Here is a 24,759-nt window from a genome sequence, read left to right on the forward strand (position 1 = left end):
GTAATCTATCTGCTCGCTTTATGCGATGTTTTTCTTTTGCTGGAGAAGCAATGCCTCTTCCCAATGCTGTGACGGTAGCTGAGGCACCGTTCAATAGACTGTCAATGGCATCGGTTAATGCACACCTTCGGCGTGAATGCATATCAGGCGTGACAAGTGACATTGTTTTCTTCAATATAGGATGAACATTCATGGTGTTTTCGGCTGGTTGTATTTGTTTGGCGATAGATCTGATCACCAAATGCCATGAATGTTCCCTAACGTATCAACTAGACCATTGATTATTAGTAATTATTTGTGGGGATAGCTCAGGCTCTGACCCTATTGATTATCCAATATCATTGAGAATACGTGCCATATCCTCCTCATTTTCAAATATGTCTTGACGGTTATTACCTCTATGCATAATATGCAAAGGCTGATTGGGTAACACCAAACGGGGAAGTCTAGCCATGTCGTTACATCCTTGTAGCGAGAAGATTGTTGTTTCGTTATTACATCAGTTTAAGAAACTAGAGTAAATCAAGTTTAAATCAAGTTGGCTGACTCCTTGATTGCCGTTGTGACAATGAAGCCCTTTTGATTTAACCGAATTATCAAATTGCACCAAAACACGACCACGATCATTTTCAGGCCGCCTAATTGTTCCCATTTCTCCTATTAGTGACCAATAGTTTTCACTAGGGTCGCACTCTTCATGGCATGTAGAAGTATTATTAAATGATTTTAATTTTACTTTCGTTCCTCTATCTAACAATTGATGCCTTCCTTAATAAACATAACGCCGCAATAAAAGGCGAGCGTTAGCGAGTCCAGCCCACGCCTTTTGTGGGCGATTTTTAATTGCCTTGTTATACATTCTTACCCCGCCGATCCAACTCGCACAAGAACACTTGTGACAGATACTACGATTGCAAGAACTGACAGCCACATGGAGATATTATGCTTTGCCTCCTGTTTTTTCATGTCTAGAAGCATGAGCAGGTGGTTATAGCTTTGAAACCATTTTTTTGAGTAATCACTACTTGGTTCATATGGTTTACGCTTTCCTTCATGTTCGGTATATGGAAAGTATTTATAGAGCTGTTGAAGCATACTCTTAATCTCTTTTTGGGAGAGTTCGGCAGTTTCAGGCTCAAAAACTTTACATTCAAAATCATAAACTTCATCAAAGGTAGACATTGATCATCCTTGGTATTAATTGCTGATATCTATAGGTGTATAACAGTGTCTTTTATGAAGCCTGTGGCTTCATAATAAATATTAAAGAAGTCGCTTCATAATTCCGGTTTAATATTTCCAAATATTTGATTCTTAATAAAAACGAGATTATTTTTTTTGGCAAATAGAGCCAAAAAGTTGAAATGGGCTGGAAAAATAGAGCCAGATTTTGATTCTCTTGGAAATGAATATTTCTGTGAGAAAAAGCGATATTCATATTGAATGCTCCATTTCTATGTTCCTTTAAATCCTTTACAAGCTGATGTTTAAATTGCATTGCAATCTATTGATATTAGGTCAATATTCCATAGTTTTAATTGTTGAGCAACATCCAGAAGGATCGAGCGATAAATATGTGATGTTCGCTAGCTCAATCTCAACCAGCGACCATTTTGTTCGTAGACTTCGAATTTCGCCCATTGACGGAAGGCTTCGCGTTCCAGCATGCCGGTGTTGTATAGGTCATTACCGGCTACATTTTTGTAGATAACCACATCATTTTTACTGCCCTCTTTGCCTTCATCTATGACTCGACGAACGGCCCATGTGTGACCAATTTTGCCATTGCTGTAGAACTTGCCTGTGCTGATTTTTTCTGGATGCTCGATATGCAGTAAGGCATTTTGTTTGGCTTTTTCGAGGAGTTCGCTTAAGCCTTCTTCGGTTAAATCGACAAAGGAATCCAGCTCACGAATAGCAGCATTAAAATCTTCGGTGGTCAGAGAGACGTCTTCGGATAGCAACTCTAATTGAACAGGTTCCGTAACAAGTCTGGATAAATGCACTGGGTAGCGTCGCCAGTGAAATAAAGCATTAAAGACAATCGCCACCAGCAGGATAGCAATGATATTCATCAACACAGGGAAAAGCAGATAGCTGTAGCCCAATTGTGTGATACCTGCTCCGCCCAGAACGGCATTTAATGCAGTGGCGCCTCCTGGAGGATGGATGCAACGGGTGTAATACATCAGCACAACCGCGATACCCACGGCAATAGCAGCTGCCAGTGGTGTTGCACCAAGAAGGTATTGGCAGGTCACACCCACAGCAGCAGAAACCAAATGACCTGCAATCACTTGCCATGGTTGCGATAAGGCACCATGAGGAACAGCAAACACCAACACGGCAGTAGCGCCAAAAGAGGCAATTATCAATAACTCTGACCCCGTACTGATTGCAATATACTGTGACAGCCATTTTGTCATCAGGATGGTCACTAAAATACCGACCATCGCCCCGAATGCTGAGATCACTTTTTCGCTATGGCTGGTTCTGTTTTTCTCAATCCCCAGCCACAGCATGAGTTGTTTTAAAACATGCGTCATAAGTTAAATTAATGGGATAAAAATAAGCATAAATTATACCTATTTAAAACATCCTCTTAATATAGCGATAGGATTTAATCAATCTCGCCCCACTCTCTCGGCAAATAAAATCGGGGTGTATTGATACAGGAAAATACTGTACGCCAGCACCCATAGCAGAGTACTGAGCCATAAACTCAATAAACTGGCTGAAAAGACGCTAAACATCAGCGTTCTGACAAAGCCAGCTATCAACACGCAGATAAAAGCGACTTTAATCTTTGAAGACGCAATAATCGGTCTGCCGGTATGCCCGAGTGATACCCGTGAGATCATGCTTAAAATAAGCCCGCCCATGCCGCCCACGGTTAACGCATGCAAGGCATCATTCATACTGACATCACCGCCTGCATAGTGATAGGACAGTAGACACAAGCCAAGAGGAATACACCAGTAACTTAGGTGTAATGACCATAATAAAGGATGAGATAATGTGGTGAAAAACCGCCAGCAGGCACATCTTATTGCTGTGAGACATGCCGCTATCACTAGCATTACTGCCAGAACACCAGCGGGTATCCAGTTCTGCAATTGCAGGAAAAACACAGCCACAATTAACCAAACAGAAAACAACGCTGCCCTGTCCAGCCATAGCAAACGTGGTCTGGCTTGAATCTGTGTGGCATTAGCTGTAAACATCGGAATAATACGGCCACCGATGACTGCCATCATCAGCGTAATCAGAAATACAGCTGAATATAAACTGTTACTTGCGGTTTCAAACTGCTGCGCCAGACTGGATAGATGAAAATAAATATTGGTAAAGATCAGTAGCAGCAACACCACCACTGCATAATAATTACGTGCTTGTTTCTTCTGATAAATCAATTTAGCTAGGAACAGCCCGGCATATATAAAGAAACTGCTATCCAGCAATATCACTAACCATGATGGCAAGCCGACTCCTGGCCACATCGCAATACGCCCAACAAGCCAACACCCTACTAATAATGCACATTGCAGACCATGAATGGAGCGTAAGCCTGTCCAGGTTTGTACGGCTGTTAGCAAAAAGCCAACCAACACTGCACCGACAAAACCGAACATCATTTCATGACCGTGCCAGAGTGCGGCGGGTAAGGCATGACTCGAATTTACCCATCCATTCCAGATACCGCCCCAATACAGCAAAGCGATGATGCCAAACAGACTGGCCAGTAAAAATAATGGCCTGAAAGCGAGATCAAACACAGGCAATGAAAAAAAGGCACGGCAAGATTTTATAGACATAAGCAGCTACCAGAAGATAAAACAGTGAGCCCTTTCGGGCTCAGCTGTTGCTTTGGGTTAAATAATGTCGTCATGTGGGCCGAATGTTTCAAAATGGATGCGCTCTGCTGGCACACCATTCACATGCAATTGCAGACGCACAAAGCGCATAAAGTCCAGTGGTCCACACAGATACACCTCGACATTATTAAAATCGACTTTGTCTCTGAGCAGGTTGATATCCATCAAACCCGTATGAATATCTTCTGAGACATTCGTTTCTTCGCTATACCAATAAAAATCATGCAGATTAGGACGAGCCTGTTTCAACACCGTCAAACGCTGTTTAAATGAATGTTGCTGAGCATTTTTGCAGGTATGTAAAAAGAAGATATCGTGCTGGTAGGCTTTATCACTGACTAAGGTTTCCAGCATAGACATCATTGGCGTTAAGCCGACACCGCCAGAAATCAACATCACCGGTCTGCTGGGCTTCGTCAAAAAGAAAGCACCCGCCGGTGGCATTAACTCGACTTTATCACCGACGTCCACCGCATCATGCAGATGATTAGACACCATACCTTTTATAGGAGAATGCTCACGTTTCACACTAATGCGGTAATGATCAGGGTGATATTTATCTGAAAGTGAATATTGGCGAATCTCAATATTCTCGGCATTATCAGGTTTCACTCTGACGGCAATATACTGGCCCGGCTGATACTGTCTTATCGGCTGACCATCCACCGGTTCAAAAATAAAACTGGTCACTAACTCAGACTCTTTGATTTTGTCTTTGACCCGAAACGCCCTAGGTCCGGTCCAGCCACCCTGCTCTTCTTTGCTGTTCTGATAAAGCGCTTTTTCGCGGTTGATTAATACCGTTGCCAATAACTGATAGGCTTTTATCCAGGCCTCAGCCACATCGTCGGTGAACTCATCGGGCGCTAACTCTCGTAAGGTTTCAATCAGGTGATGACCGACAATCTGATATTGCTCAGGCTGAATATCAAAGCTGGTGTGTTTCTGTGCAATACGCTCGACCAACTCGCCTAGCTCACCCAGGTTATCAATGTATTTGGCATAAGACGCCACCGCACTGAACAAGGCAAATTGCTGGCGACCGCTTTTTTGATTGCTCAGATTAAAGATATCTTTTAACTCTGGATTGGCGGTAAACATACGCTGATAAAAATGATCAGTGACTGCTGTGCCGGCCCCTTCCAGTAAGGGAATCGTGCTTTTTACGATTTGAATAGTATGTGTATCTAACATGTTGTCCTCGCTGTGCTGTTTTTATGTATTACTACTCACATATTGCAGAAGCTATGCCAGATAAACCCGCTTATATAATTCAATCACTTAGTCAGTTATACTTTATTAATCGTGTCTTTATGACCTAGATAATAACGGGTCATAATGACCTACTCATGTTTTTCTAACCTGATTAAAAAGAACAGCATAATGCCATTAAACAGCCATCACCTTTTAGTCGAAGTCGCCCTCGATTTAGCCAATAGTTTGAATACAGGAGATCGGTTTGATCGTCTGTTAGGTTCAATAAGAAAAGCCATCGCCTGCGATGCTGTGGTATTACTCGGTTTTCGTGATGACATGCTGACACCACTCGCCATGCAAGGCTTGTCTTCAGATGTATTAGGCAGACGTTTTTTACTTAAAGAACATCCCAGACTGCAACGCATTTGTGACTCAAGCAAACCACTGTTATTTGCTAACGACTGCGATTTACCGGATCCCTATGATGGCTTGTTGGTATCTCAGTTAGGTAATTTACCGATTCACTCTTGTATGGGCTTACCCCTTTACTCAGATGACCAGCTTATTGGTGTGGTAACGCTCGATAGTCTCAATGCTCACGCTTTTGATGACATTGAATTAAAAACACTGGAATTAATCACGGCTTTATCCGCCGCTACCTTAAAAACGGCACTGGAGTTTAAGAAACTGGAACTCAGTGCACACCATGCTCAAGAAGTCGTCAAAGAGTTAACCCAGGAAGCCTTATTAAAAGACGGCGGCGAGATTATTGGGCAAAGCCCAGTCATGCAAGCGCTGAAAAACAATATTGAGCTGGTGTCTGGCTCCAATTTTACGGTGTTAATTACTGGCGAAACCGGCGTCGGTAAAGAGCTGGTTGCCAGGAAAATTCATCAGCTTTCAGATCGTAAAACGGCTCCGCTGGTCTATTTGAACTGTGCTTCCCTGCCAGAGTCCTTGGTTGAAAGTGAATTATTTGGCCACACCAAAGGCGCGTTTACTGGTGCAGATAAAGCACGGGCTGGTAAATTTCAGCTGGCTAATGGTGGCACCTTATTTCTGGATGAGGTGGGCGAATTACCTCTGAGCACACAAAGTAAATTATTACGGGTATTGCAGTCGGGTGAGATTCAACCTGTCGGCCAAGATAAAGTCGAACATGTGGATGTGCGCATTATTGCTGCCACCAATAGAAATCTGGAAAAAGAAGTAGAAAATGAACAGTTCCGTTCCGACCTTTATCATCGTCTAATGGTGTACCCCATTCACCTGCCCAGCCTAAAAGATCGAGGGGACGACGTGTTGCTTTTGGCCGGATATTTTCTCGAACGCATCAGTCGCCAATTGAACATCCGCCAGCTTCGATTAACGTCAGAAGCCAACACCAGCCTGCTTAATTATTCCTGGCCCGGCAATGTACGTGAACTCGAACATGTAATCAGTCGAGCAGCGTTAAGAGCGAAAGCTGCTTCACCTCATCAGGCGATTGTGTCACTCACTTCTGAGTTACTTGAAATTACAGCTGATAAACCCGTATCTAGCCTCGCTGAGCTAGATACCAATCCAACTAACAACCTGCCCAATATGAGTTTAAAAGCAGCGACGGAAGCCTTTCAAAAAAGAGTCATCGCCCACGCATTACAACAAGCCGAAGGTAACTGGGCACATGCAGCAAAACAGTTGCAGATGGATCGTTCAAATCTTATCCGCATGGCGAAACGTCTTAACATCACCGTTCAAAAAAATACGCAGATAACGTTTAACTAACTCGATATAAGCACACGAGAAAAAGAGCAGACTTATTTTTCCAACTCACTGTCAGGTGTTCTAACGTTTTGATTCTCTGGTTCCATCTGGAGGGCAAAACTTTCTAACCTATGAAAATAATCAAGTTCGATGATCTCTTGACTCTTACCTATGAACTCTCTGCTCTTAAAAACATATTCTGCTCAGCCCCTGGGTAAGTTGGATTCCATTCTTTGTCCATTTCATCGCCTAAATAACGATATTCGGTGGTTGAGAAAACTATTTGAATTCCAAGGTTTTCACATAAGTCTTTTAGCGCTTTAATAAATCTGTCTAAGTCATGAACGTGTGTCTCATGTTGCTTAGGTGTATCGAGAATAAGAAATTTAAATCCAGATGCCTTATTCTCTGTTAGAAGCTGTAATAGGGCGGCGTGGTATGCCAGAATTGCCCTGCTTCGTGTGCTACCTTTTAGCTGTTTGATATTTTCTTTTCCAAGAATTGGAACAAAATCATCCTTGAATGTAATGTCTCGGCTGATATTGCTGGTGTGTATCTTCTCTAGCCAAATTAGATAGAGTTCTCTTAAATTAGCTTTTAACCTTGCCAATTCTGGAATGTTTACTCGTCCTGTAGATAAAGATTGAACATTCTCATATGCAGTCTTTCTTTCTAATAACAGCTTAAAATGATTCTTCTCAGTTTTTTCTAAGTCGATGACATCTCCTAACTTGTTTTGCAGTTCAAATATTGAATATTTTATCTCAGAAATGGCGTCAACTAGCGCTGTTGTGTAACCCTGCTCAATAGTTTTGTTTCTCTCTGAAGACAGTTCTTGTATTTCATTTTCTATATCATCCTTTCTTTTTTGTAGCTCCGATACTCTTAGTTGATCAGAAACGCTATTTCTCTCAAGATCTTTTATCTGGTCTTTTAGATATAGTAGGTTTTTACTATAGCTGGCTGAGCTTGGAGAAAATAACTGGCAGTTTGTGGAACCGCATATTTCATCAATTGATAAAAATACTCTTCTAGCTTCTTCATTCAAGTTTAATGTTTCTATTTCAGTATTTATTTCATGTACTATTTTTGAAGTACTTTTTGTCCTATTTTTCAATTCAATTATAGAGTTTTCTATCTTTCTTACTTCCGATATCTTTTTAGATATCATCCTTTCCAGTATATTTAATGCTTCATCTTCGCTTGATCCAGCTTGTTTTAATCCTTCAAACTCTGACGTTAGCTGAGATATTTCATTCTCAATTTCTGATGAGTTTTTATTGATATCCTTACAAGCCTCTTTTGTGCTTTCAAGTTTTCTGGAATGAACCTCAATTCGCCTATCTAGATCAGATAACCTCTCTTTGGCCGAGATCATCTTCTTTTTCTTTTCAAAGTAGTTTTTTGCAGGAAGTCTCAGTAAAAGCCTTATCATTTCAGAGAATTGATCTTTTATAAAATTTGCCTGCGAGTAATATATGTTCGAGTAACCTTCATCTTGATCGGTATAAAAAATTGGAAGCAATGTAGATAAGTAGGGTTTAGTTGCCTGATTGTTGTTTCCTACAAGATATGGGAAATCAATGTCAAGTAATCCAAATAAATATTCACTATAGTCTTGTTCATTATAAAATCGTTGTTTAATGTTGTTTTTTTCAGTTACCTCAATATCAACATCTCGACTATAAATTCTCTTTATTGATAATGGGTTACCATCTATAGATACCTTTAAGACTACGTGGCTGCATCTTTCATAAATGTCATTTCTAAAAGTTGTTGGGAATCCTAAGCAGAAAGGTATTGATTGAATTAGAGGGGTTTTCCCACATCCGTTTGGTCCGTATAACTGGGTGATGTCTCTTCCAAACTCAAGTACATTAGAGCTGAGCCCATTGCTTCCAATAGCAAAAACCTGAATGCTTATAAGCTTCATACTAGCTCCATCTTGAGTTGTTTAGATACGAGAATATTTCTGTATGCCATTTTAATTTTTGACAAATTGTAGGAAAGGTCATTGTCATTAGACATTGCTTTGTCAATTACTTTTTTCCCCAAATGGGTGATTTCTAGCTTTCCTTTTCTGTTTTGAATTTCAACTAGTTTGCAATTCTCTAAGAAAGTCATTGCTTTAATGGTGCGCACTCTCAAATTCGCTGACCAGCCAACATGCTGTGCAGATCCTTTAAAGCCGGGAACACTTTGCTCTAAGCTTTCGCCCACAAGTTGTCCTAGCTCTGGAATTCTTGGCTTTCTCCTGTCTTTAGCCATTAACAAAATGATTAGGCAGATTAGTGGTAGCTGGAATAGGGCTTCGTTATCTAGGAGGTGTTCGCTGTCTTTTTTATAAGACGAAGCTTCAATCCTTAGTCCAGAATTTTGCACTTGTTCATAGAATTCATCGATATTCATGATCTATCCCTAACAATCTCTGAAAAAAGGCCGCCCAGTGCCAATTTTTCATTTATTCCATAGCTAATATCTTCTGACTCTAAATCGGTGATAAATTCTTTAATTGGAATTCTTAATTTTTTAAATTCTATAACGCCACCACTCCCGATGACATTATCAATTACACCTTTAAGTTTTGATTGTATAGTGTAAAAGTCTAGATCTTGAATTATGTGTCTATTGTTTCTAACCCATTCATCCCAGTCTGTTTTACATTGTGAACAAAATTTTATGATTTCTTCGTTAGCCCCACTAGAGGATAAAGTCCTTTGTATTATTGAGGCATTTTTTATGGCCTTGGCGTCGCCACCTGATGAAAGAATTTCATATGCTTCGCTAGATATACTTAGAATTGATAGTAGATCTTTAACTGATATTCCTGCTTTTTTCTCAATATTTTCAGAAGTCCAATCTTTTATTACGCCCTCTGATTTATTCTCAACCAGTTCTAATAATTTTGATAGTATTTCGTTGGATTCAGTGTGCCCTAAGTCAATTTCACTATATTGATGAATCTTTTCTCTTGCTATAGGAATAAAGTTGGCATCACCGACTTTGAGGTACTGAATATCAGTTTGGAATTGGAGTTTTGATATTCTTTCTTTGATTTCCCCTTCTGCCAATGGGGCTTTTATATTGTCGGAATATAGATCGTTGAATTTTGAGACTAATAGTTTCGAAAACTTATTTGCAAAAACACCTTTTTCGATGTCGTCTATGAGGCTCTCAACATCGTCTGAATTGTTTATGTTTGTTTGAAATATTACATTGTTGCAATTACTATCGAAAACCACGGTGTTAAGTAATAGTTTTCCTATAAAGCTATTTTTTAGCTTGTCATTAGATTGCTTTTTGGGGTCATTTATTCTGCTGTTTATCCCAAGTATTTCGCTTAATGTCCAATTATGATTCTGTTTGCTATTCGTCTTTACCTGAAAAAATATGTAGCCAAGACCATTTTTATCCTGTTTTCTAATTACAAAGTCATCGTGTAGGTCGCAATAAACCCTGTCTATTGCTCTGTCTTCCAATATAGATAATGCGGCAATAGCTGCTGATCTGCATTGCGCCCGAAATCTTCCAAAAGAGTCTCTACCACTTTGTTCGCGAGGTTTTTTTGTTTCTAATACCATTTTTTAGATACTCAGTGTTCAATTTTAAGTTGCCAACGTCTGCTTTTTGTCGAAATCGGCCTTACTACACCCACGTATAACAGTGTCTTTTATGAAGCCTGTGGCTTCATAATTCCGACTTAATACTTCAAACATTTGATTATTAATAAAAACGCGATTAATTTTTTTGAGAAATAGAGCCAAAGAGATGGAATGGTCTGTGAAAATAGAGCCAGATTTTGATTCTCATGGAAGTGAATATTTCTCTGAGAAAAAGCGATATTCATATTGAATAATCCATTTCTATATTCCTTTAAATCCTTTACTAACTGATGTTTAAATCGCAGTACAATCAATTGATATTGGCTGAATATTCCATAAATTTAACTATTGAGCAACATTCAGAAGCATTGGATGATAAAAATCTGATGCTAACTCGCTTTACCTAAGCAATAACCATTTTTTCATACACTTCAAATTTTACCTATTGACATAAGTCTTTCTACTCCAGCGTGCTGATAATGTATCCGTCATTACTCTCTGTAGATAACCACATCCTTTTTAGTTCTCTCATTTTAAACCTATTACGAATCACACAATGCATTGAAGCTGAGATTGTAGTGTTTCCTATACCGATATATAGTTATACTTACTATCGATATTTAGAGACAATAAAAACCAAATGACTGAACGACATGCAGATATTACCTCCGCTTTATTCAGTCGTGGTCGTAAATACGATCATATGGCATTGCTTGAACAGATTGATGTCACTGGTTCAATTCGCGCAGCAGCATCAGCATTAGGCATGTCGTATAAAACAGCATGGGATGCTATTGAAGCTATCAATAATATGGCTGATAGTCCTTTGGTAGAGCGTCGTAAAGGTGGTCGTGATGGTGGAGGAGCACGGTTGACGGCTCATGGCCGCCGTCTTATCACCACATTTCACCAACTTGATCAGGAACGAGCGCGCGTGCTGCATCAATTAAATGAGGTCATTGATGACTTTGATGCCTATTATCAGCTCATCAGGAGATTTGATTTGAAAACCAGTGCTCGTAATCAGTTTCTTGGAAAAGTGAAAACGATCAAGCAAGGTGAAATTTCAAACGAAGTGATTTTGGATATCGGTGGTGATGATGAAATTGTTGCCAATATCACGTCGGATAGTCTCGAGCATCTTAAACTAAAGCAAGGAACAGAAGCCTACGCGATGATTAAGGCATCATGGGTGATTCTGACCTTGGATCATCAGTTAAAAACCAGTGCCCGTAATAAACTCACTGGTAAAGTCGCACGCTGCCATGAAGGTGCTATCAATACAGAAGTCATTATTGAACTCAACGGTGGCAAAACACTGGCCGCCACTATTACCAATGACAGTGCCAATGAATTGCAGCTTAAACCGGAAACACCCGTTACGGCGTTAATTAAAGCATCCAACGTCATCTTAGCTGTTGCGAATTAATACTGAGAGTTCACAATGACGACATTACAAAAATACCTTACCGCCCTTTTCTTTTTATTTGCCATTAGCAATGTTCAGGCGCAAACCGTGATGGTGGCCGTGGCCGCGAATTTCACCAAGCCGATGCAGGAAATTGCGGCTGCCTTTGAGGAAGAGACCGGTAATAAAACGGTCCTGTCTTTTGCCTCATCCGGTAAGTTTTTTGCTCAGATAAAAAATGGCGCGCCTTTTGATGTGTTTCTTTCTGCCGATACCGCCAAACCATTAGCGCTTGAAGAAGCGGGTCTCAGTGTCAAAGACACTCGTTTTACTTATGCTAAGGGCGCGTTAATTTTATGGTCCCCCAAACCCGATTTTGTCGATAGTCAAAGTTCGGATGTGCTGAAAACCGATCAGTTCAAACATCTGTCTTTAGCTAATCCTAAGCTTGCCCCTTATGGCTTAGCCGCAATCGAGACATTAAACAATCTGAGTGTTTATGAGGATGTTGCTAAAAAAATCGTGATGGGAGAAAACATTGCACAGGCCTATCAATTTGTTGCTACGCATAATGCCCAACTAGGTTTTGTGGCTTTGTCGCAAGTGATGAAACAAGGCAAGCTAAGTTCAGGCTCGGGTTGGATTGTGCCTAAAGACCTCTACTCGCCTATCCGTCAGGATGCGGTATTACTTAAAAAAGCAGAGCATAATGACGCGGCAAAGGCCCTGCTCGACTACCTTAAATCAGACAAAGTCCTGGCGATTATCGAATCCTATGGTTACTCACACTAAGCCCAAATTAACCTAAGACATCATGTTCAGCGACGCGAATCTCACTGCTATTTTACTGACGGCGAAACTGGCTAGTATCGTGACTATTTTGCTGTTACTCATCAGTACACCTATCGCCTGGTGGCTAGCCCGTACCCACTGTCGTGCCAAGGTGGCTATCGAGGCATTGGTAGCGATGCCGATTGTACTACCGCCATCGGTTATTGGCTTTTATTTATTAGTCGCCATGGGACCTGAAGGTCCGGTGGGACAATTGACTCAGGCACTTGGTTTGGGCACCTTACCTTTTACCTTTAGCGGGCTGGTGATTGCCTCTATTTTTTATTCCCTGCCCTTTGTCGTGCAACCGATACAGCTGGCCTTTGAAAATATTAGTGAACATTATCTGGAAGCCGCTGCCACGCTGGGTGCGAGTCCACTTGATCGCTTTTTAACGATTGCTCTGCCACTTGCTCTACCCGGCTTTCTGACGGGTGGGATACTGGGGTTTGCTCATACGGTCGGGGAATTTGGCGTGGTGTTAATGATTGGTGGCAATATTCCTGATGTCACTCGCGTGGTCTCTGTGCAAATTTATGACTACGTTGAGGCTTTAGAATACGACCAAGCATGGGAGCTATCGGCCATTATGATTGCGTTTTCATTTGTCACCTTGTTATTGCTCTACCTGTTTAACCCCAATAAAAGAAAACTCGCATGAGCAAGTCTGGCATCGAAACCCGCTTTTATCTGGAGCATCCCGGCTTTACACTGGATGTTGATCTGAGCATACCTGCTCAGGGTGTCACGGCTTTGTTTGGCCCGTCTGGTTCGGGGAAATCCACCATTTTGCGTTGTATGGCGGGTTTGGAAAAAGCCCAAGGCAAGTTCATGTTTAATGGTGATGTCTGGCAAGATGACAACACCTTTACCCCACCTCACCAGCGTCCAATTGCCTATGTGTTTCAGGAGTCGGCCTTATTCCCTCATATGAGTGTGATGGCCAATTTGAATTATGCTTTTAAACGCAGAAAACAAAGCAATACCGACTTTCCTCTGGATAAAACCATTGCTTTATTAGGCATTGAACATTTACTGGATCGTAAACCAGCCAAATTGTCGGGCGGTGAAAAGCAGCGGGTTGCCATTGCCCGAAGTCTGGCAGTGAACCCAAAACTGTTGTTAATGGATGAACCTTTAGCTGCACTCGATGTAGCCAGAAAACGAGAGTTTCTGCCCTTTTTAGAAAAGCTGCATGACACCTTAAAAATGCCGGTGATTTATGTCAGCCACTCCCCCACAGAAGTCGCACGATTAGCCGATCATATTGTATTGCTGAAAGAAGGTCAGGTTGAGGCTTCAGGTGCACTTAATCACACCCTTTCCCGACTGGATTTATCGTCACAACTGGATGAGCAGGCCAGTGTCATCATTGAAGCCAGGATTGAACAACTTCAGTCTGAATGGCACCTTGCTGAAGCCGAGTTTGATGGCGGCAAGATGTGGGTAAGAGATATGAACTTTGTTATTGGTAGTCAGGTTCGTCTGCAAGTGCTGGCGCGAGATGTCAGTCTCACCCTATCGCCTGATGAAGACTCCAGTATTGCCAATACAATAGAGGCCATCATCGAAGAAGTCGGCGCTGGTGATCATCCAGCCATCTTATTAGTGAGACTTAAGGTAGGTGCGAACTATTTGCTGTGTCGTCTTACCTCACGTTCGTTTCATCACCTTGGTGTCTCTGTCGGTGATGATGTCTGGGCACAAATTAAATCTGCCGCCATTATTGAATAAACGTACTGCATTTCTGGCTATTCAGCTCTTTCCATCTAAATAAATATCATTCGTTTTACACCATTCATGATCAGGATCAATGTGACGGTGGATACTCAGTTTTATCATTGCCGACAGCTTTTCGGAACACATAAATGTTCAGACCTACTCGACAATGGATAATTGAGGCTCAATAGCAATGAACTCAGATACAACCATAACCGCATCTTCTCTCTATGAAAGAGCCTTAGGCGCCTATCTTGGTTTTGCCTGCGGTGATGCGCTGGGTGCCACCTTAGAATTTATGACCCCGGAACAAATTCACGAAACTTACGGCCTTCATAAAGATATTACCGGTGGTGGCTGGTTAGGTTTACCACAGGGTCATGTGACGGATGCCACCGAGATGACACTCACATTAAGTCAGGCCATTATTGATGCTCAAGGCTGGGATATTAAAGTGGTGGCTGACTACTTTGTGGTGTGGTTGAGCAAACATCCGACTGACATCAGCGAGGCTGTGCTTCGAGGTATTCGTCGTTATAAAAATACCGGTGACTTGATGGCACCTTATGATGATCACGATGCAGGTAACGGTGCCTGTAGCCGTATATTGCCTCTGGCTTTGATTTGTCTATATCAGGATGAGGCGTTTGAAAGCTGGCTGTGTGAGCAAAATCATTTTACGCACCACAATAGCCTTTCTGACCGAGCCAGTCAGATGTTGGGCTATTTGATAAAACATTTAATTCGCCAAGAAACTGATTTGGCCGAAGAAACAGTTGCTGAATTCATTGAAAAAGAGCCCCAGTTTGCTTTCTCACCCTACCCTGGGCATAGCTCTGGCTATATCGTTGATACGATACAAACCGTGCTGCACTTTTTCCACACGACCGATTGTCTGGAAGCCTGTATCACTAAGACAGTGAATATGGGGGGAGATGCTAATACCGTCGGGGCTCTCGCCGGTATGTTAGCAGGCGCGAAATATGGTGTGGGAGCGATTCCAGAAAGATGGTTAAAACAACTCGATCCCGATATTTCTGAACTGATTAAAAAGCAGACCACGACCTTATTATCATTAGCTGAAAAACTCGCTGAACAAAATCCTTAACACCTTTCTGAGATGAAGACGAAGTGTTATGTCGCTTTGCACGGGTGAGCAAGGTATAATTCTTTCCTATATTCAATAGACTATAGCTCCCTGAGTTTATCTCTCTCCCTTTAAGAAGTTCAGTCTTGATTGCGGAACAACGCTAGGTCTTATTTTCATATCCTCTGAACAGCCATCACGCATATTCGTGATTATTAATTGAGTTCCTATGTCAGATACCGCTTTTTCGTCCCTCCCCTTATCTCAACCGCAACTGGATGCTTTAACCTCATTAGGTTATGACAGCATGACAGCCATTCAGGCAGAAACATTACCCTGGTTATTAAAAGGCCGTGATGTGGTCGCCCAAGCGAAAACTGGCAGTGGTAAAACGGCGGCGTTTGGTATCAGTGTTTTAGCTAGTATCAACCCACGTTTTTTTGGTGTGCAGGCATTAATTTTGAGCCCAACCCGAGAGCTGGCAGAACAAATCACCACCGAATTAAGAAAGTTAGCGCGTTTAATGCCGAATATAAAAGTCACGACTCTATGCGGTGGTAAACCTATCGGTCCACAAATTGCGTCATTAGAGCACGGTTCACATATCGTCGTCGGCACACCAGGTCGTGTGAATGACTTACATAGCAAAAACTGTTTAAAGTTAGAGCAACTAAAAGTACTGGTTCTCGATGAAGCGGATCGTATGTTGGATATGGGCTTTACAGAAGTCATTCACCATATCATTGATCAAACACCGTCATCACGTCAGACCGCCCTGTTCTCCGCCACCTACCCAGATACCATTCAGCAGATGAGTGAATCCATCCAAAAGTCACCGGTGTCAGTTAAGGTTATCTCAGAACATAAACAAGACATCATTGAACAACTGTTTTTTGATGTTAATAAAAATGAACGTGATCAGGCATTAATCAAGTTAATTCAACACTACAAACCAAGTAATGCCGTCATCTTTTGTCATACCAAAAAGCAGTGTGATGAAGTGGCTCAGTGGTTATCCAGTCAACAGATACAAGCAGCGGCTATTCATGGTGACCTTGAACAGCGTGATCGTGATCAGGCACTGATTCGCTTTGCCAATACCAGTTGCCCAGTCTTAGTGGCTACCGATGTCGCGGCCAGAGGTCTGGATATCGCCTCACTAGAAATGGTCATTAACTATGAATTACCACGTGATCCGGAAGTATATGTGCACCGTATTGGCCGCACTGGTCGTGCAGGACAAAAAGGCATGGCGATGAGTATTGTGACACCAGCTGATGCGCCACGTGTCGTCGCCATCGAAAACTATGTCTCAGAACCGGTTCACTATGGCAACTTATCTAAACTAAAAGCGGATTCTGGCTTCACGCTGCAAGGCAAAATGACCACCATCCAGTTGGATAGTGGTCGTAAAAATAAAATTCGTCCGGGTGATATTTTAGGTGCTTTGACCGGCGATGCCGGTTTAAACGGTCAGCAAATAGGCAAAATTGATATTCGCGATATGTCTAGCTACGTTGCCGTTGAAAAAAGTGCCCTTAGACAAGCCATGAATTACTTAGCTAAAGGCAAAGTGAAAGGCCGCTCTGTTCGCGCCAGACAAATTCGTTAAGTGATTCCTGTTTATCGCTTTTCAAGTACGTAAGTACGCCACATTGCATATTTAGGTAAAAAGTCGATGGCGGCTTTTATCTCAAAACCACTTTGTCTGAATTCATTTTCAATGGTTTGCTGATTAATCACAAAGCGGTTTTGGTAATCACGTGCGTGGCGTTTTTTCTCTAATTTTTTACGACGCCAGGCTTTAAAGTTACCATCCACCCATAACGAAATAATTACAGTTTTTTGGGTTACCCGGTGAAACTCTTTTAGCAATGCCAGTCGATCTTGTGCATCACCAATATGATGAATAAGACGAATACAGAAAATATTTTCCACGAAATTATCTGGAACATCCAAACTAAACGCAGACGACTGGAAGGCTTCAACCCGATCAGTAATGGCCTTGTCACGATAACGCATGCCGGTATTTATCATGTCTTGACTATAATCACTGGCAAAGATCTGGCGTTGTGGTTGTTCACATAATAAAGACCAGAATCGGCCTGTACCACAAGGTACGTCTAGTACCGTTTTTGGATCACCGGCTATATTCAGTGCTTTTCTAGCTACTTGATGATCACGCCAATTAGATAATTGACGCCATAAGCCATCCTGATGCTTTTCAAAATAGGCCTTCGCATGTGTATCATCATATTTACCTGAAAATTCAAGCGGTGTTTTAGTATCTGTCATCATCTCATCACCTACATCATGTGGAATGAAGTGAAGTATGGTGAACAAATATTAAAAGAGACTTAACGGTATATTTAAGTAATTCTAGAGAACGGTTCTAAAAAATAATGATATAAGGCCGTTTTTAATAACGCTGCCTTATTATCTGATAACACGTTAATAAACATTACGTTATCAATATATATGTAAAATCTGATTTTCTATAAGCGAGGATAATCGATGGAGTTACCACTCGATAAGCATGCTGTTTTACGGATTATGGCTAGACCCAGTGATGTCAATATCGCTGGTGATATTTTTGGTGGTTGGTTAATGTCGCAATGTGATATTGCCGGTGGCATTTATGCTAACCGTATTGCTGGAGGCCGTGTTGTCACTGTCGCCGTCAATAATTTTCAGTTTATCGCGCCCGTTCTCGTTGCTGATATTGTTAGTATTTATGTGGATACAATGCGTATTGGCACAACGTCTATTACCGTGAAAGTGACTGTATTAATTGAACGTCGCGATGGGAAGAATGAAACAACAATGAAAGTGGCAGAAGCCGATATTGTTTATGTGCATATTGATGAAAACCGCCAGCCCGCGGCTATTACTCAGAAATGAGCTCGATACATAAAATATAAGGCCTTAACGGCCTTATATTTATTTCTTAAAATGAGAAGTTTACTCAGACAGCTTGCTTGGTGGCAGTAGCTTCTTTTCTACCATTTTTTACCTGTTCAGCTGCCTCTTTAGCGATGGGATCAAGATCAGCACCACCCGCATCAAGATATTCCACTAAGTCTTCTTTCATTTTTCTGGCCCAAAAGCGTTTGATATGACTGGCAACACGTTCTGCTGCTTCTTTGTCTTCATAAGCGCGATTATTAGCCGCAATTTGGTTAATCATTTTGACCAAAGTTTCAACCGGACTATGACTCATTTTGTTACTTTCCTTACATTGCCCTACGGGCTATTTCGTTATCATGTTGAGTAAACGGATCGTGATAAATGACATGACGACCAGAACGGGCAAAGCCAACCAGCTTCAATCTAGCAAGCTGAGCTTGCTCAATCGCAAGTGAAGTAGGTGCAGATACCGCTACCAGACACCCAAAACCGGCACTGGCCGCTTTTTGCACCATCTCATAGCTGGCACGACTGGTGACCAATACAAACCCTTCGTGTGGTGATAAGCCGGCTTTAACATGTGCGCCGATTAATTTATCCAGTGCATTATGTCGGCCAACATCTTCTCTTGTCAGTACGATATTACCTTCAAGATCACACCAGGCAGCAGCATGGGTTGCTCCTGTCACTTGCTGTAACTGTTGGTATTGTTTGATGTTATTCAATCCGATCTGGATAACATCATCTGCGACTTGTACAGATTGAACAGGTTCAATAGGACGGATGGCTTGCTTAAGCGATTCAACACCACATAAACCACAACCTGTTCGCCCTACTAAGCTACGGCGACGTTCACGTAATGCATCAAACTTCTCATCATCAATCATCAAACGTACGCTGATGCCATTACTATTCGACTGCACATGGATATGGCTGACCTGATCGGCGTTATCAACAATATTCTCGGTCAAACTAAAACCCAAAGCAAAGTCAGCCAAATCAGCTGGTGTCGCCATCATCACCGCATGAGAAATCGTGTTGTAAACCAATGCAACAGGCGTTTCAACGGCAATATCGTCATGCTGATATTGGGTAGCCGATTCATTTTTATGAATGGCTACCTCAACATCGACCGTCGTTTTATCAACGCTTGTCATTACTCAGCTTCTACCTCTGAGTGAGCTGTGTCTGCTGCACCTTTCAGTAGTTTCATCTGCAAGGCTTCAAATGATTTGAAGTTTTGCTGCCACTCTGAAGGTTGGCTGACTCTCTCAACCTGAACGGCTGTCACTTTATATTCAGGACAGTTAGTCGCCCAGTCAGAGTTATCTGTTGTAATAACGTTAGCACCACTTCCAGGATGATGGAATGTGGTATAAACCACACCTGGCAAGACTTTATCAGTAATGCGAGCACGTAATACAGTTTGTCCTGCTCTACTGGTAATGCCTAACCAATCATTTTCCTTGATACCCCGTAGTTCAGCATCAGATGGATGAATATCCAATACATCCTCATTATGCCAAGCCTGATTGTCTGTACGACGGGTTTGAGCACCCACATTGTATTGAGACAAGATACGGCCTGTAGTCAGTAATAATGGGAAACGGCTGTTAGTACGTTCGTCTGTCGCTACATACTCTGTGACACTGAAACGGCCTTTACCAATCGGGAAGTCATCCACATGCATGGTTGGCATACCTACTGGATTTTCATCGTTACATGGCCATTGAATACTGCCCAGCTCATCAAGACGATCATAGTTCACGCCTGTAAATGTTGGTGCCAGTGAAGCAATCTCATCCATAATTTCTGATGGATGGTTGTAATGCATTGGATATCCCAGTGCATTAGATAAATCCACTGTGATTTCCCAGTCTTCCTTACCTGCTATTGGTGGCATCACTTTACGTACACGGTTGATACGGCGTTCTGCGTTAGTGAATGTGCCATTTTTTTCCAGGAATGAAGAGCCTGGTAATAAGACATGTGCAAATTTAGCAGTCTCATTCAGGAACAGATCCTGAACAATCAAGCATTCTAAAGAACGTAAGGCTTTTTCAACATGTTGTGTGTCTGGATCAGACTGAGCAATATCTTCACCCTGAACATATAAGGCTTTAAATTCACCGGCAATGGCTGAATCAAACATGTTTGGAATTCGCAGGCCTGGCTCATTATCCAGTTTCACACCCCAGACTGATTCGAAGTGTGAGCGTGCAGTATCATCTGCAACGTGTTGATAGCCTGGCAGCTCATGTGGGAAAGAGCCCATATCGCATGACCCCTGCACATTATTCTGACCACGTAATGGGTTTACACCTACACCTTCACGACCGATATTACCCGTTGCCATTGCCAGGTTGGCGATACCCATAACCATGGTAGAACCTTGGCTATGTTCAGTCACACCAAGACCGTAGTAAATAGAACCATTTTTCGCTGTTGCGAAGGTTCTGGCCGCTTGACGTACTTTGTCTGCTGCTACACCAGTTGTCGCCTCAACCGCTTCAGGTGAATGGCGTTCATCACGAATAAATTCACGCCATTTTTCATAACTTTCCATATCACAGCGACTTTCTACAAACGCTCTGTCTTCCAGACCTTCGGTAACTACAACGTGTGCAATGGCATTGACCAGCGCCACGTTAGAACCTGGACGTAAAGCTAAATGCTGTGCTTTTTTCAAATGCGGTGTTTTCAGCAGATCAATATGACGTGGATCGGCCACAATCAAATCGGCACCTTCACGCAGGCGACGGCGCATTAATGAACCAAACACTGGATGCGCATCCGTTGGGTTAGCACCAATGACCATGATGACATCAGATTTCATCACAGAATCAAAATTCTGCGTACCAGCTGATTCACCCATGGTTACTTTCAAACCATAACCCGTTGGCGAGTGACATACACGAGCACAGGTGTCGGTATTGTTATTACCAAATGCCGCACGAACTAATTTTTGAACCAAATAACTTTCTTCATTAGTACAGCGTGATGAAGTAATACCACCGACACTTTCACGTCCATATTTGGACTGAATATCTTTCAGACGTGTCGCCGCAAAGTTAATCGCTTCTTCCCAGCTGACTTCTTGCCAAGGCTCGGTAATTGACTCACGAATCATCGGTGCTTTGATACGGTCTTTATGCGTCGCATAACCAAAGGCAAAACGACCTTTCACACAAGAGTGGCCATGGTTTGCATCGCCGCCTTTGTAAGGCACCATACGCACCACTTTGTCGCCTTTCATTTCTGCTTTAAATGAGCAACCTACACCACAATATGCACAGGTGGTGACAACACTATGTTCAGGTTGGCCCATTTCGATGATGCTTTTTTCCATCAGTGTAGAAGTTGGGCACGCCTGTACACAGGCACCACAAGACACACACTCTGAATCCATAAAGTCTTCGTCTTGACCCGCAGCGACTTTGGAGTCAAAACCACGACCATCAATGGTTAAAGCGAAGGTGCCTTGCACCTCTTCACAGGCACGCACACAACGCGAGCAAACGATACATTTGCTTGGGTCAAAACTGAAATACGGGTTGGAATTATCCTTCTCGCTATCCAGATGATTTTCACCTTGATAACCATAACGGACATCACGCAAACCAACATCACCTGCCATATCCTGTAACTCACAGTTACCGTTGGCAGGACAGGTCAAACAGTCTAAAGGATGATCCGATATATATAGCTCCATTACGTTTCTGCGTAATTTCGCCAATTTGCTGTTTTGCGTAGTGACTTTCATGCCTTCATCAACTGTCGTTGTACATGAAGCCGGATAGCCACGTCGCCCTTCAATCTGAACAGCACATAAACGACAGGAACCAAAAGATTCCAGATTGTCGGTGGCACATAATTTCGGGATATTAATATTCGCTAAGGATGCTGCACGCATCACTGATGTCCCTTCAGGAACAGTGATTTCTACACCATCAATTTCTACGGTCACTAAGGTCTCAGATACACGAGCTGGTGTACCGTAGTCTTTATTTGGATTAAATGTTTCAACTCTCATTTCGTCACTCCTAGCGCGATGCGCTGAGTTCTTCTGGGAAATATTTCATTACGCTTTGTACAGGGAATGGTGTCATCCCACCCATGGCACAAAGCGAACCGTCTACCATGGTTTCGCATAAGTCTTCGAGTAAGACCCAGTTGGCATTGGCATTTTCTCCATTACGGATTCGGTCAATAACCTCAACACCACGTGTGGACCCGATACGACATGGCGTACATTTGCCACAAGACTCGACTTTACAAAACTCCATTGAAAAACGGGCTTGCTCTCCCATATCCACGGTTTCATCAAACATGACCACACCGCCGTGTCCTAATACGGCACCAACAGCAGCGAATTCTTCATAGTCAACGGGAGTATCCCATTGGCTGGCAGGTAGATAAGCACCTAACGGACCTCCTACTTGCACAGCTTTTAATGGTTTCCCGGTCAGCGTACCGCCGCCGAAATCTTCCATTAATTCACGCAGACTGATACCAAAAGCGAGTTCAACCAGCCCACCTTGCTTCACATTACCTGCCAACTGCAAAGGTAGTGTGCCGCGAGAACGACCCATGCCATAGTCAGCATACGACTGACCACCTTTATCCATGATGTAAGGCACAGCAGCAAATGACAGAACGTTATTTACAACGGTCGGTTGTCCAAACAAACCGACAATCGCTGGTAATGGTGGCTTGGCTCTAACTAAGCCGCGTTTGCCTTCCAGACTATCTAATAAAGAGGTCTCTTCACCACAAATATAAGCACCCGCCCCCAAACGCACTTCTAAATCAAATCGTTTGCCCGAGCCTAGAATATCTTCACCCAGATACCCAGCTTTGTAAGCACGTTCAATCGCCTCATTCAACAGTTTATGAGCGACTGGATATTCTGAACGGAGATAGATATAACCTTGTGTTGCATGTACGGCCAAACCAGCGATAGTCATGCCTTCAATCAGCATTAAAGGATCACATTCCATGACCAGACGATCTGCAAAGGTGCCAGAGTCACCTTCATCCGCATTACATACAATGTACTTTTGTTCCGATGGGGTATCTAAAACGGTTTGCCATTTAATACCGGTAGGGAATGCAGCACCACCACGACCACGCAGGCCAGAAGTTTTGACTTCGTCGACAATATTCTGAGGTTGCATTGCAATGGCATTTTTCAAGCCGTTAAAGCCATCCAAAGCAATATAATCTTCAATTGAAACTGGATCTGTAATGCCAGAACGGGCAAATGTCAGTCTTTGTTGCTTTTTGAGGAATGGATGATCCTCAACCAGACCAATGCAGCTCTCATGTTGTTGATTGCCTTCCAGCATGCCAGCATCAAATAACTCTGAAACTTGCTGGGCACTAACGGCACCATAACCAACACGACCCTGTGCGGTGTCAACTTCAACAAGAGGTTCAAGCCAAAGCATGCCACGGCTACCGTTACGAACGATAGTGGCATCCAGACCACGTTGTGTAATTTCTTGCTGAATGGCTTCTGCTAATTGATCTGCACCCAGAGAAAGTGCGGTTGTATCGCAGGGAATATAAATACGCTGACTCATTAGCCGACCTCCTTCATATCTTGCTGATGGGAAGCGACTAATTCATCAAAACGCTCCAGACTGACGCGGCCATGAATATCGTCATCAATTCTGATCGAGGGGCCGGTAGCACAGTTGCCAAGGCAGTAGACGGGTTCCAGAGAAAACTGTCTGTTTGCAGTGGTTTGATGATAATCAATACCGAGTGATTGTTTAGCATGGGCTTCTAAAGAACGGCAACCAACAGCCTGACAAGCTTCAGCACGACATATCTCAATGGTATGTTTGCCAGGCGGAGTAGTTCTGAAATGGTGATAGAAACTGATTACCCCATGAACTTCTGCACGCGTTTGCAATAAAGACTCAGCAATCTGTGCAACCGCTTTTTCAGGGATGTAACCAATTTCGTTTTGAATCGCATGCAAGATGGGCAACATCGCACCAGGCTTATGTTTTAGTCCATCTATAATTAATTGAATAGACTGTTCAGTCCATTCTTTACCAACTGTCATTATATATCTCTCCGTTATCTGAAATATGCACAACTTGACATATTTGATTTATCTTATTTTTATTATTGACAAGACATTAGCATAGAGATTCCGTGATAAAAATATGCATTTATACGCATATTTAAAAACTGTGAATTACTATCTAGTTTTTATAAAAGTATGACCAGAACAAAGTCATAAAATTTCCTGCTCAGGTATGGAGGCCGAATTAAGTGCAACCTGGTTTATATTCGCACCATCTCTGTGCATAAAAAACATCAGCTTTGGACAGAAACACACTAACTCATTGATTTTAATTAACAATAAAAACT

General features: G+C 42.3%; 23 protein-coding genes and 1 pseudogene. 8 read left to right on the forward strand and 16 right to left on the reverse strand.

Annotation, left to right across the window (positions count from 1 at the left end; genetic code table 11):
* From BM232_RS14745 to hmpA, 7 genes and pseudogenes are all read right to left on the reverse strand, one after another.
* A pseudogene (locus BM232_RS14745) lies at positions 1-238 on the reverse strand (hypothetical protein); the annotation flags it as partial.
* A gap of 90 nt (positions 239-328) precedes the next feature.
* Positions 329-454 (reverse strand): hypothetical protein, encoded by a 126-nt coding sequence (locus BM232_RS15175; RefSeq protein ID WP_281248256.1) that lies wholly within the window; start codon positions 452-454, stop codon positions 329-331.
* A 45-nt stretch (positions 455-499) separates the two neighbouring features.
* Positions 500-757 (reverse strand): hypothetical protein, encoded by a 258-nt coding sequence (locus BM232_RS14750; protein WP_143092244.1) that lies wholly within the window; start codon positions 755-757, stop codon positions 500-502.
* A 104-nt stretch (positions 758-861) separates the two neighbouring features.
* On the reverse strand, positions 862-1,182 hold the full coding sequence (locus BM232_RS01355; RefSeq protein ID WP_091711406.1) for a hypothetical protein: 321 nt from the start codon (positions 1,180-1,182) through the stop codon (positions 862-864).
* A 404-nt stretch (positions 1,183-1,586) separates the two neighbouring features.
* Positions 1,587-2,546 (reverse strand): HPP family protein, encoded by a 960-nt coding sequence (locus BM232_RS01365; protein WP_091711408.1) that lies wholly within the window; start codon positions 2,544-2,546, stop codon positions 1,587-1,589.
* 78 nt (positions 2,547-2,624) lie between these two features.
* On the reverse strand, positions 2,625-3,815 hold the full coding sequence (locus tag BM232_RS01370) for an NnrS family protein (protein WP_091711409.1): 1,191 nt from the start codon (positions 3,813-3,815) through the stop codon (positions 2,625-2,627).
* Between the two features lie 57 nt (positions 3,816-3,872).
* On the reverse strand, positions 3,873-5,069 hold the full coding sequence (hmpA, locus tag BM232_RS01375) for an NO-inducible flavohemoprotein (protein ID WP_091711410.1): 1,197 nt from the start codon (positions 5,067-5,069) through the stop codon (positions 3,873-3,875).
* Positions 5,070-5,258: 189 nt separating this feature from the next.
* Here hmpA and norR point away from each other — a divergent pair, with 189 nt between their 5' ends.
* Positions 5,259-6,839 carry a nitric oxide reductase transcriptional regulator NorR gene (gene norR / locus BM232_RS01380; protein WP_091711411.1) on the forward strand — a complete coding sequence of 527 codons (1,581 nt, stop codon included), beginning with the start codon at positions 5,259-5,261 and terminating at the stop codon, positions 6,837-6,839.
* Positions 6,840-6,987: 148 nt separating this feature from the next.
* Here norR and BM232_RS01385 read toward each other — a convergent pair whose 3' ends face one another.
* The 3 genes from BM232_RS01385 to BM232_RS01395 are packed head-to-tail and all read right to left on the reverse strand — an operon-like array spanning position 6,988 to position 10,399.
* Positions 6,988-8,751: an AAA family ATPase gene (locus BM232_RS01385; RefSeq protein WP_091711412.1), complete on the reverse strand. Its 1,764-nt coding sequence runs from the start codon at positions 8,749-8,751 to the stop codon at positions 6,988-6,990.
* Entirely contained in the window at positions 8,748-9,227 is a 480-nt protein-coding gene (locus BM232_RS01390; protein ID WP_091711413.1) for a hypothetical protein, read from the reverse strand. The genes BM232_RS01385 and BM232_RS01390 overlap by 4 nt, the downstream gene beginning before the upstream one ends.
* The gene (locus BM232_RS01395; RefSeq protein WP_091711414.1) at positions 9,224-10,399 is read right to left on the reverse strand and encodes a dsDNA nuclease domain-containing protein; all 1,176 of its coding nucleotides are present in this window, start codon (positions 10,397-10,399) and stop codon (positions 9,224-9,226) included. The genes BM232_RS01390 and BM232_RS01395 overlap by 4 nt, the downstream gene beginning before the upstream one ends.
* A 661-nt stretch (positions 10,400-11,060) precedes the next feature.
* Here BM232_RS01395 and BM232_RS01400 point away from each other — a divergent pair.
* The 6 genes from BM232_RS01400 (at position 11,061) to dbpA (ending at position 17,077) form a co-directional block, all read left to right on the forward strand.
* Positions 11,061-11,849 (forward strand): TOBE domain-containing protein, encoded by a 789-nt coding sequence (locus BM232_RS01400; protein WP_091711415.1) that lies wholly within the window; start codon positions 11,061-11,063, stop codon positions 11,847-11,849.
* 15 nt (positions 11,850-11,864) lie between these two features.
* Positions 11,865-12,620 (forward strand): molybdate ABC transporter substrate-binding protein, encoded by a 756-nt coding sequence (gene modA / locus BM232_RS01405; protein WP_091711416.1) that lies wholly within the window; start codon positions 11,865-11,867, stop codon positions 12,618-12,620.
* A gap of 22 nt (positions 12,621-12,642) precedes the next feature.
* Positions 12,643-13,320 carry a molybdate ABC transporter permease subunit gene (gene modB, locus BM232_RS01410; protein WP_177207234.1) on the forward strand — a complete coding sequence of 226 codons (678 nt, stop codon included), beginning with the start codon at positions 12,643-12,645 and terminating at the stop codon, positions 13,318-13,320.
* The gene (gene modC / locus BM232_RS01415; RefSeq protein WP_091711418.1) at positions 13,317-14,393 is read left to right on the forward strand and encodes a molybdenum ABC transporter ATP-binding protein; all 1,077 of its coding nucleotides are present in this window, start codon (positions 13,317-13,319) and stop codon (positions 14,391-14,393) included. Before modB ends, modC begins: the two co-directional genes overlap by 4 nt.
* Before the next feature lie 178 nt (positions 14,394-14,571).
* Positions 14,572-15,486, forward strand: coding sequence for an ADP-ribosyl-[dinitrogen reductase] hydrolase (gene draG / locus BM232_RS01420; protein ID WP_091711419.1), 915 nt, complete (start codon positions 14,572-14,574; stop codon positions 15,484-15,486).
* A gap of 208 nt (positions 15,487-15,694) precedes the next feature.
* Positions 15,695-17,077: an ATP-dependent RNA helicase DbpA gene (dbpA, locus tag BM232_RS01425; protein WP_091711420.1), complete on the forward strand. Its 1,383-nt coding sequence runs from the start codon at positions 15,695-15,697 to the stop codon at positions 17,075-17,077.
* 11 nt (positions 17,078-17,088) lie between these two features.
* Here dbpA and BM232_RS01430 read toward each other — a convergent pair whose 3' ends face one another.
* On the reverse strand, positions 17,089-17,763 hold the full coding sequence (locus tag BM232_RS01430) for a class I SAM-dependent methyltransferase (protein WP_091711421.1): 675 nt from the start codon (positions 17,761-17,763) through the stop codon (positions 17,089-17,091).
* 216 nt (positions 17,764-17,979) lie between these two features.
* Here BM232_RS01430 and BM232_RS01435 point away from each other — a divergent pair, with 216 nt between their 5' ends.
* The gene (locus BM232_RS01435) at positions 17,980-18,366 is read left to right on the forward strand and encodes an acyl-CoA thioesterase (protein ID WP_091711422.1); all 387 of its coding nucleotides are present in this window, start codon (positions 17,980-17,982) and stop codon (positions 18,364-18,366) included.
* 64 nt (positions 18,367-18,430) lie between these two features.
* Here the strand turns inward: BM232_RS01435 and BM232_RS01440 are convergent, their stop codons facing one another.
* From BM232_RS01440 to BM232_RS01460, 5 genes are read right to left on the reverse strand one after another with little or no spacing between them, the layout of a single operon-like run.
* Positions 18,431-18,685, reverse strand: a complete 255-nt coding sequence (locus BM232_RS01440) for a formate dehydrogenase subunit delta (protein ID WP_091711423.1) — start codon at positions 18,683-18,685, stop codon at positions 18,431-18,433.
* Between the two features lie 13 nt (positions 18,686-18,698).
* Positions 18,699-19,529 carry a formate dehydrogenase accessory sulfurtransferase FdhD gene (gene fdhD, locus BM232_RS01445; RefSeq protein ID WP_091711424.1) on the reverse strand — a complete coding sequence of 277 codons (831 nt, stop codon included), beginning with the start codon at positions 19,527-19,529 and terminating at the stop codon, positions 18,699-18,701.
* The gene (gene fdhF, locus BM232_RS01450) at positions 19,529-22,405 is read right to left on the reverse strand and encodes a formate dehydrogenase subunit alpha (protein WP_091711425.1); all 2,877 of its coding nucleotides are present in this window, start codon (positions 22,403-22,405) and stop codon (positions 19,529-19,531) included. The genes fdhD and fdhF overlap by 1 nt, the downstream gene beginning before the upstream one ends.
* 10 nt (positions 22,406-22,415) lie before the next feature.
* Positions 22,416-23,957, reverse strand: coding sequence for a formate dehydrogenase beta subunit (locus BM232_RS01455; RefSeq protein ID WP_091711426.1), 1,542 nt, complete (start codon positions 23,955-23,957; stop codon positions 22,416-22,418).
* On the reverse strand, positions 23,957-24,448 hold the full coding sequence (locus tag BM232_RS01460) for a formate dehydrogenase subunit gamma (protein WP_091711427.1): 492 nt from the start codon (positions 24,446-24,448) through the stop codon (positions 23,957-23,959). Before BM232_RS01460 ends, BM232_RS01455 begins: the two co-directional genes overlap by 1 nt.
* Positions 24,449-24,759 lie beyond the last annotated feature (311 nt).

Source organism: Methylophaga sulfidovorans (assembly GCF_900114205.1).
GTDB lineage: Bacteria > Pseudomonadota > Gammaproteobacteria > Nitrosococcales > Methylophagaceae > Methylophaga > Methylophaga sulfidovorans.

Excerpts from the sequence above, each read along its gene's own strand:
- BM232_RS15175 (WP_281248256.1), bottom strand. The coding sequence starts at position 454 with ATGGCTAGACTTCCCCGTTTGGTGTTACCCAATCAGCCTTTGCATATT.
- BM232_RS01440 (WP_091711423.1), bottom strand. The coding sequence starts at position 18,685 with ATGAGTCATAGTCCGGTTGAAACTTTGGTCAAAATGATTAACCAAATT.
- BM232_RS01355 (WP_091711406.1), bottom strand. The coding sequence starts at position 1,182 with ATGTCTACCTTTGATGAAGTTTATGATTTTGAATGTAAAGTTTTTGAG.
- BM232_RS01370 (WP_091711409.1), bottom strand. The coding sequence starts at position 3,815 with ATGTCTATAAAATCTTGCCGTGCCTTTTTTTCATTGCCTGTGTTTGAT.
- BM232_RS01430 (WP_091711421.1), bottom strand. The coding sequence starts at position 17,763 with ATGATGACAGATACTAAAACACCGCTTGAATTTTCAGGTAAATATGAT.
- BM232_RS01390 (WP_091711413.1), bottom strand. The coding sequence starts at position 9,227 with ATGAATATCGATGAATTCTATGAACAAGTGCAAAATTCTGGACTAAGG.
- hmpA (WP_091711410.1), bottom strand. The coding sequence starts at position 5,069 with ATGTTAGATACACATACTATTCAAATCGTAAAAAGCACGATTCCCTTA.
- dbpA (WP_091711420.1), top strand. The coding sequence starts at position 15,695 with ATGTCAGATACCGCTTTTTCGTCCCTCCCCTTATCTCAACCGCAACTG.
- BM232_RS01435 (WP_091711422.1), top strand. The coding sequence starts at position 17,980 with ATGGAGTTACCACTCGATAAGCATGCTGTTTTACGGATTATGGCTAGA.
- BM232_RS01455 (WP_091711426.1), bottom strand. The coding sequence starts at position 23,957 with ATGAGTCAGCGTATTTATATTCCCTGCGATACAACCGCACTTTCTCTG.
- modB (WP_177207234.1), top strand. The coding sequence starts at position 12,643 with ATGTTCAGCGACGCGAATCTCACTGCTATTTTACTGACGGCGAAACTG.
- BM232_RS01400 (WP_091711415.1), top strand. The coding sequence starts at position 11,061 with ATGACTGAACGACATGCAGATATTACCTCCGCTTTATTCAGTCGTGGT.
- modC (WP_091711418.1), top strand. The coding sequence starts at position 13,317 with ATGAGCAAGTCTGGCATCGAAACCCGCTTTTATCTGGAGCATCCCGGC.
- BM232_RS01365 (WP_091711408.1), bottom strand. The coding sequence starts at position 2,546 with ATGACGCATGTTTTAAAACAACTCATGCTGTGGCTGGGGATTGAGAAA.
- BM232_RS01385 (WP_091711412.1), bottom strand. The coding sequence starts at position 8,751 with ATGAAGCTTATAAGCATTCAGGTTTTTGCTATTGGAAGCAATGGGCTC.
- modA (WP_091711416.1), top strand. The coding sequence starts at position 11,865 with ATGACGACATTACAAAAATACCTTACCGCCCTTTTCTTTTTATTTGCC.
- norR (WP_091711411.1), top strand. The coding sequence starts at position 5,259 with ATGCCATTAAACAGCCATCACCTTTTAGTCGAAGTCGCCCTCGATTTA.
- BM232_RS01395 (WP_091711414.1), bottom strand. The coding sequence starts at position 10,399 with ATGGTATTAGAAACAAAAAAACCTCGCGAACAAAGTGGTAGAGACTCT.
- fdhD (WP_091711424.1), bottom strand. The coding sequence starts at position 19,529 with ATGACAAGCGTTGATAAAACGACGGTCGATGTTGAGGTAGCCATTCAT.
- draG (WP_091711419.1), top strand. The coding sequence starts at position 14,572 with ATGAACTCAGATACAACCATAACCGCATCTTCTCTCTATGAAAGAGCC.
- BM232_RS01460 (WP_091711427.1), bottom strand. The coding sequence starts at position 24,448 with ATGACAGTTGGTAAAGAATGGACTGAACAGTCTATTCAATTAATTATA.
- fdhF (WP_091711425.1), bottom strand. The coding sequence starts at position 22,405 with ATGAGAGTTGAAACATTTAATCCAAATAAAGACTACGGTACACCAGCT.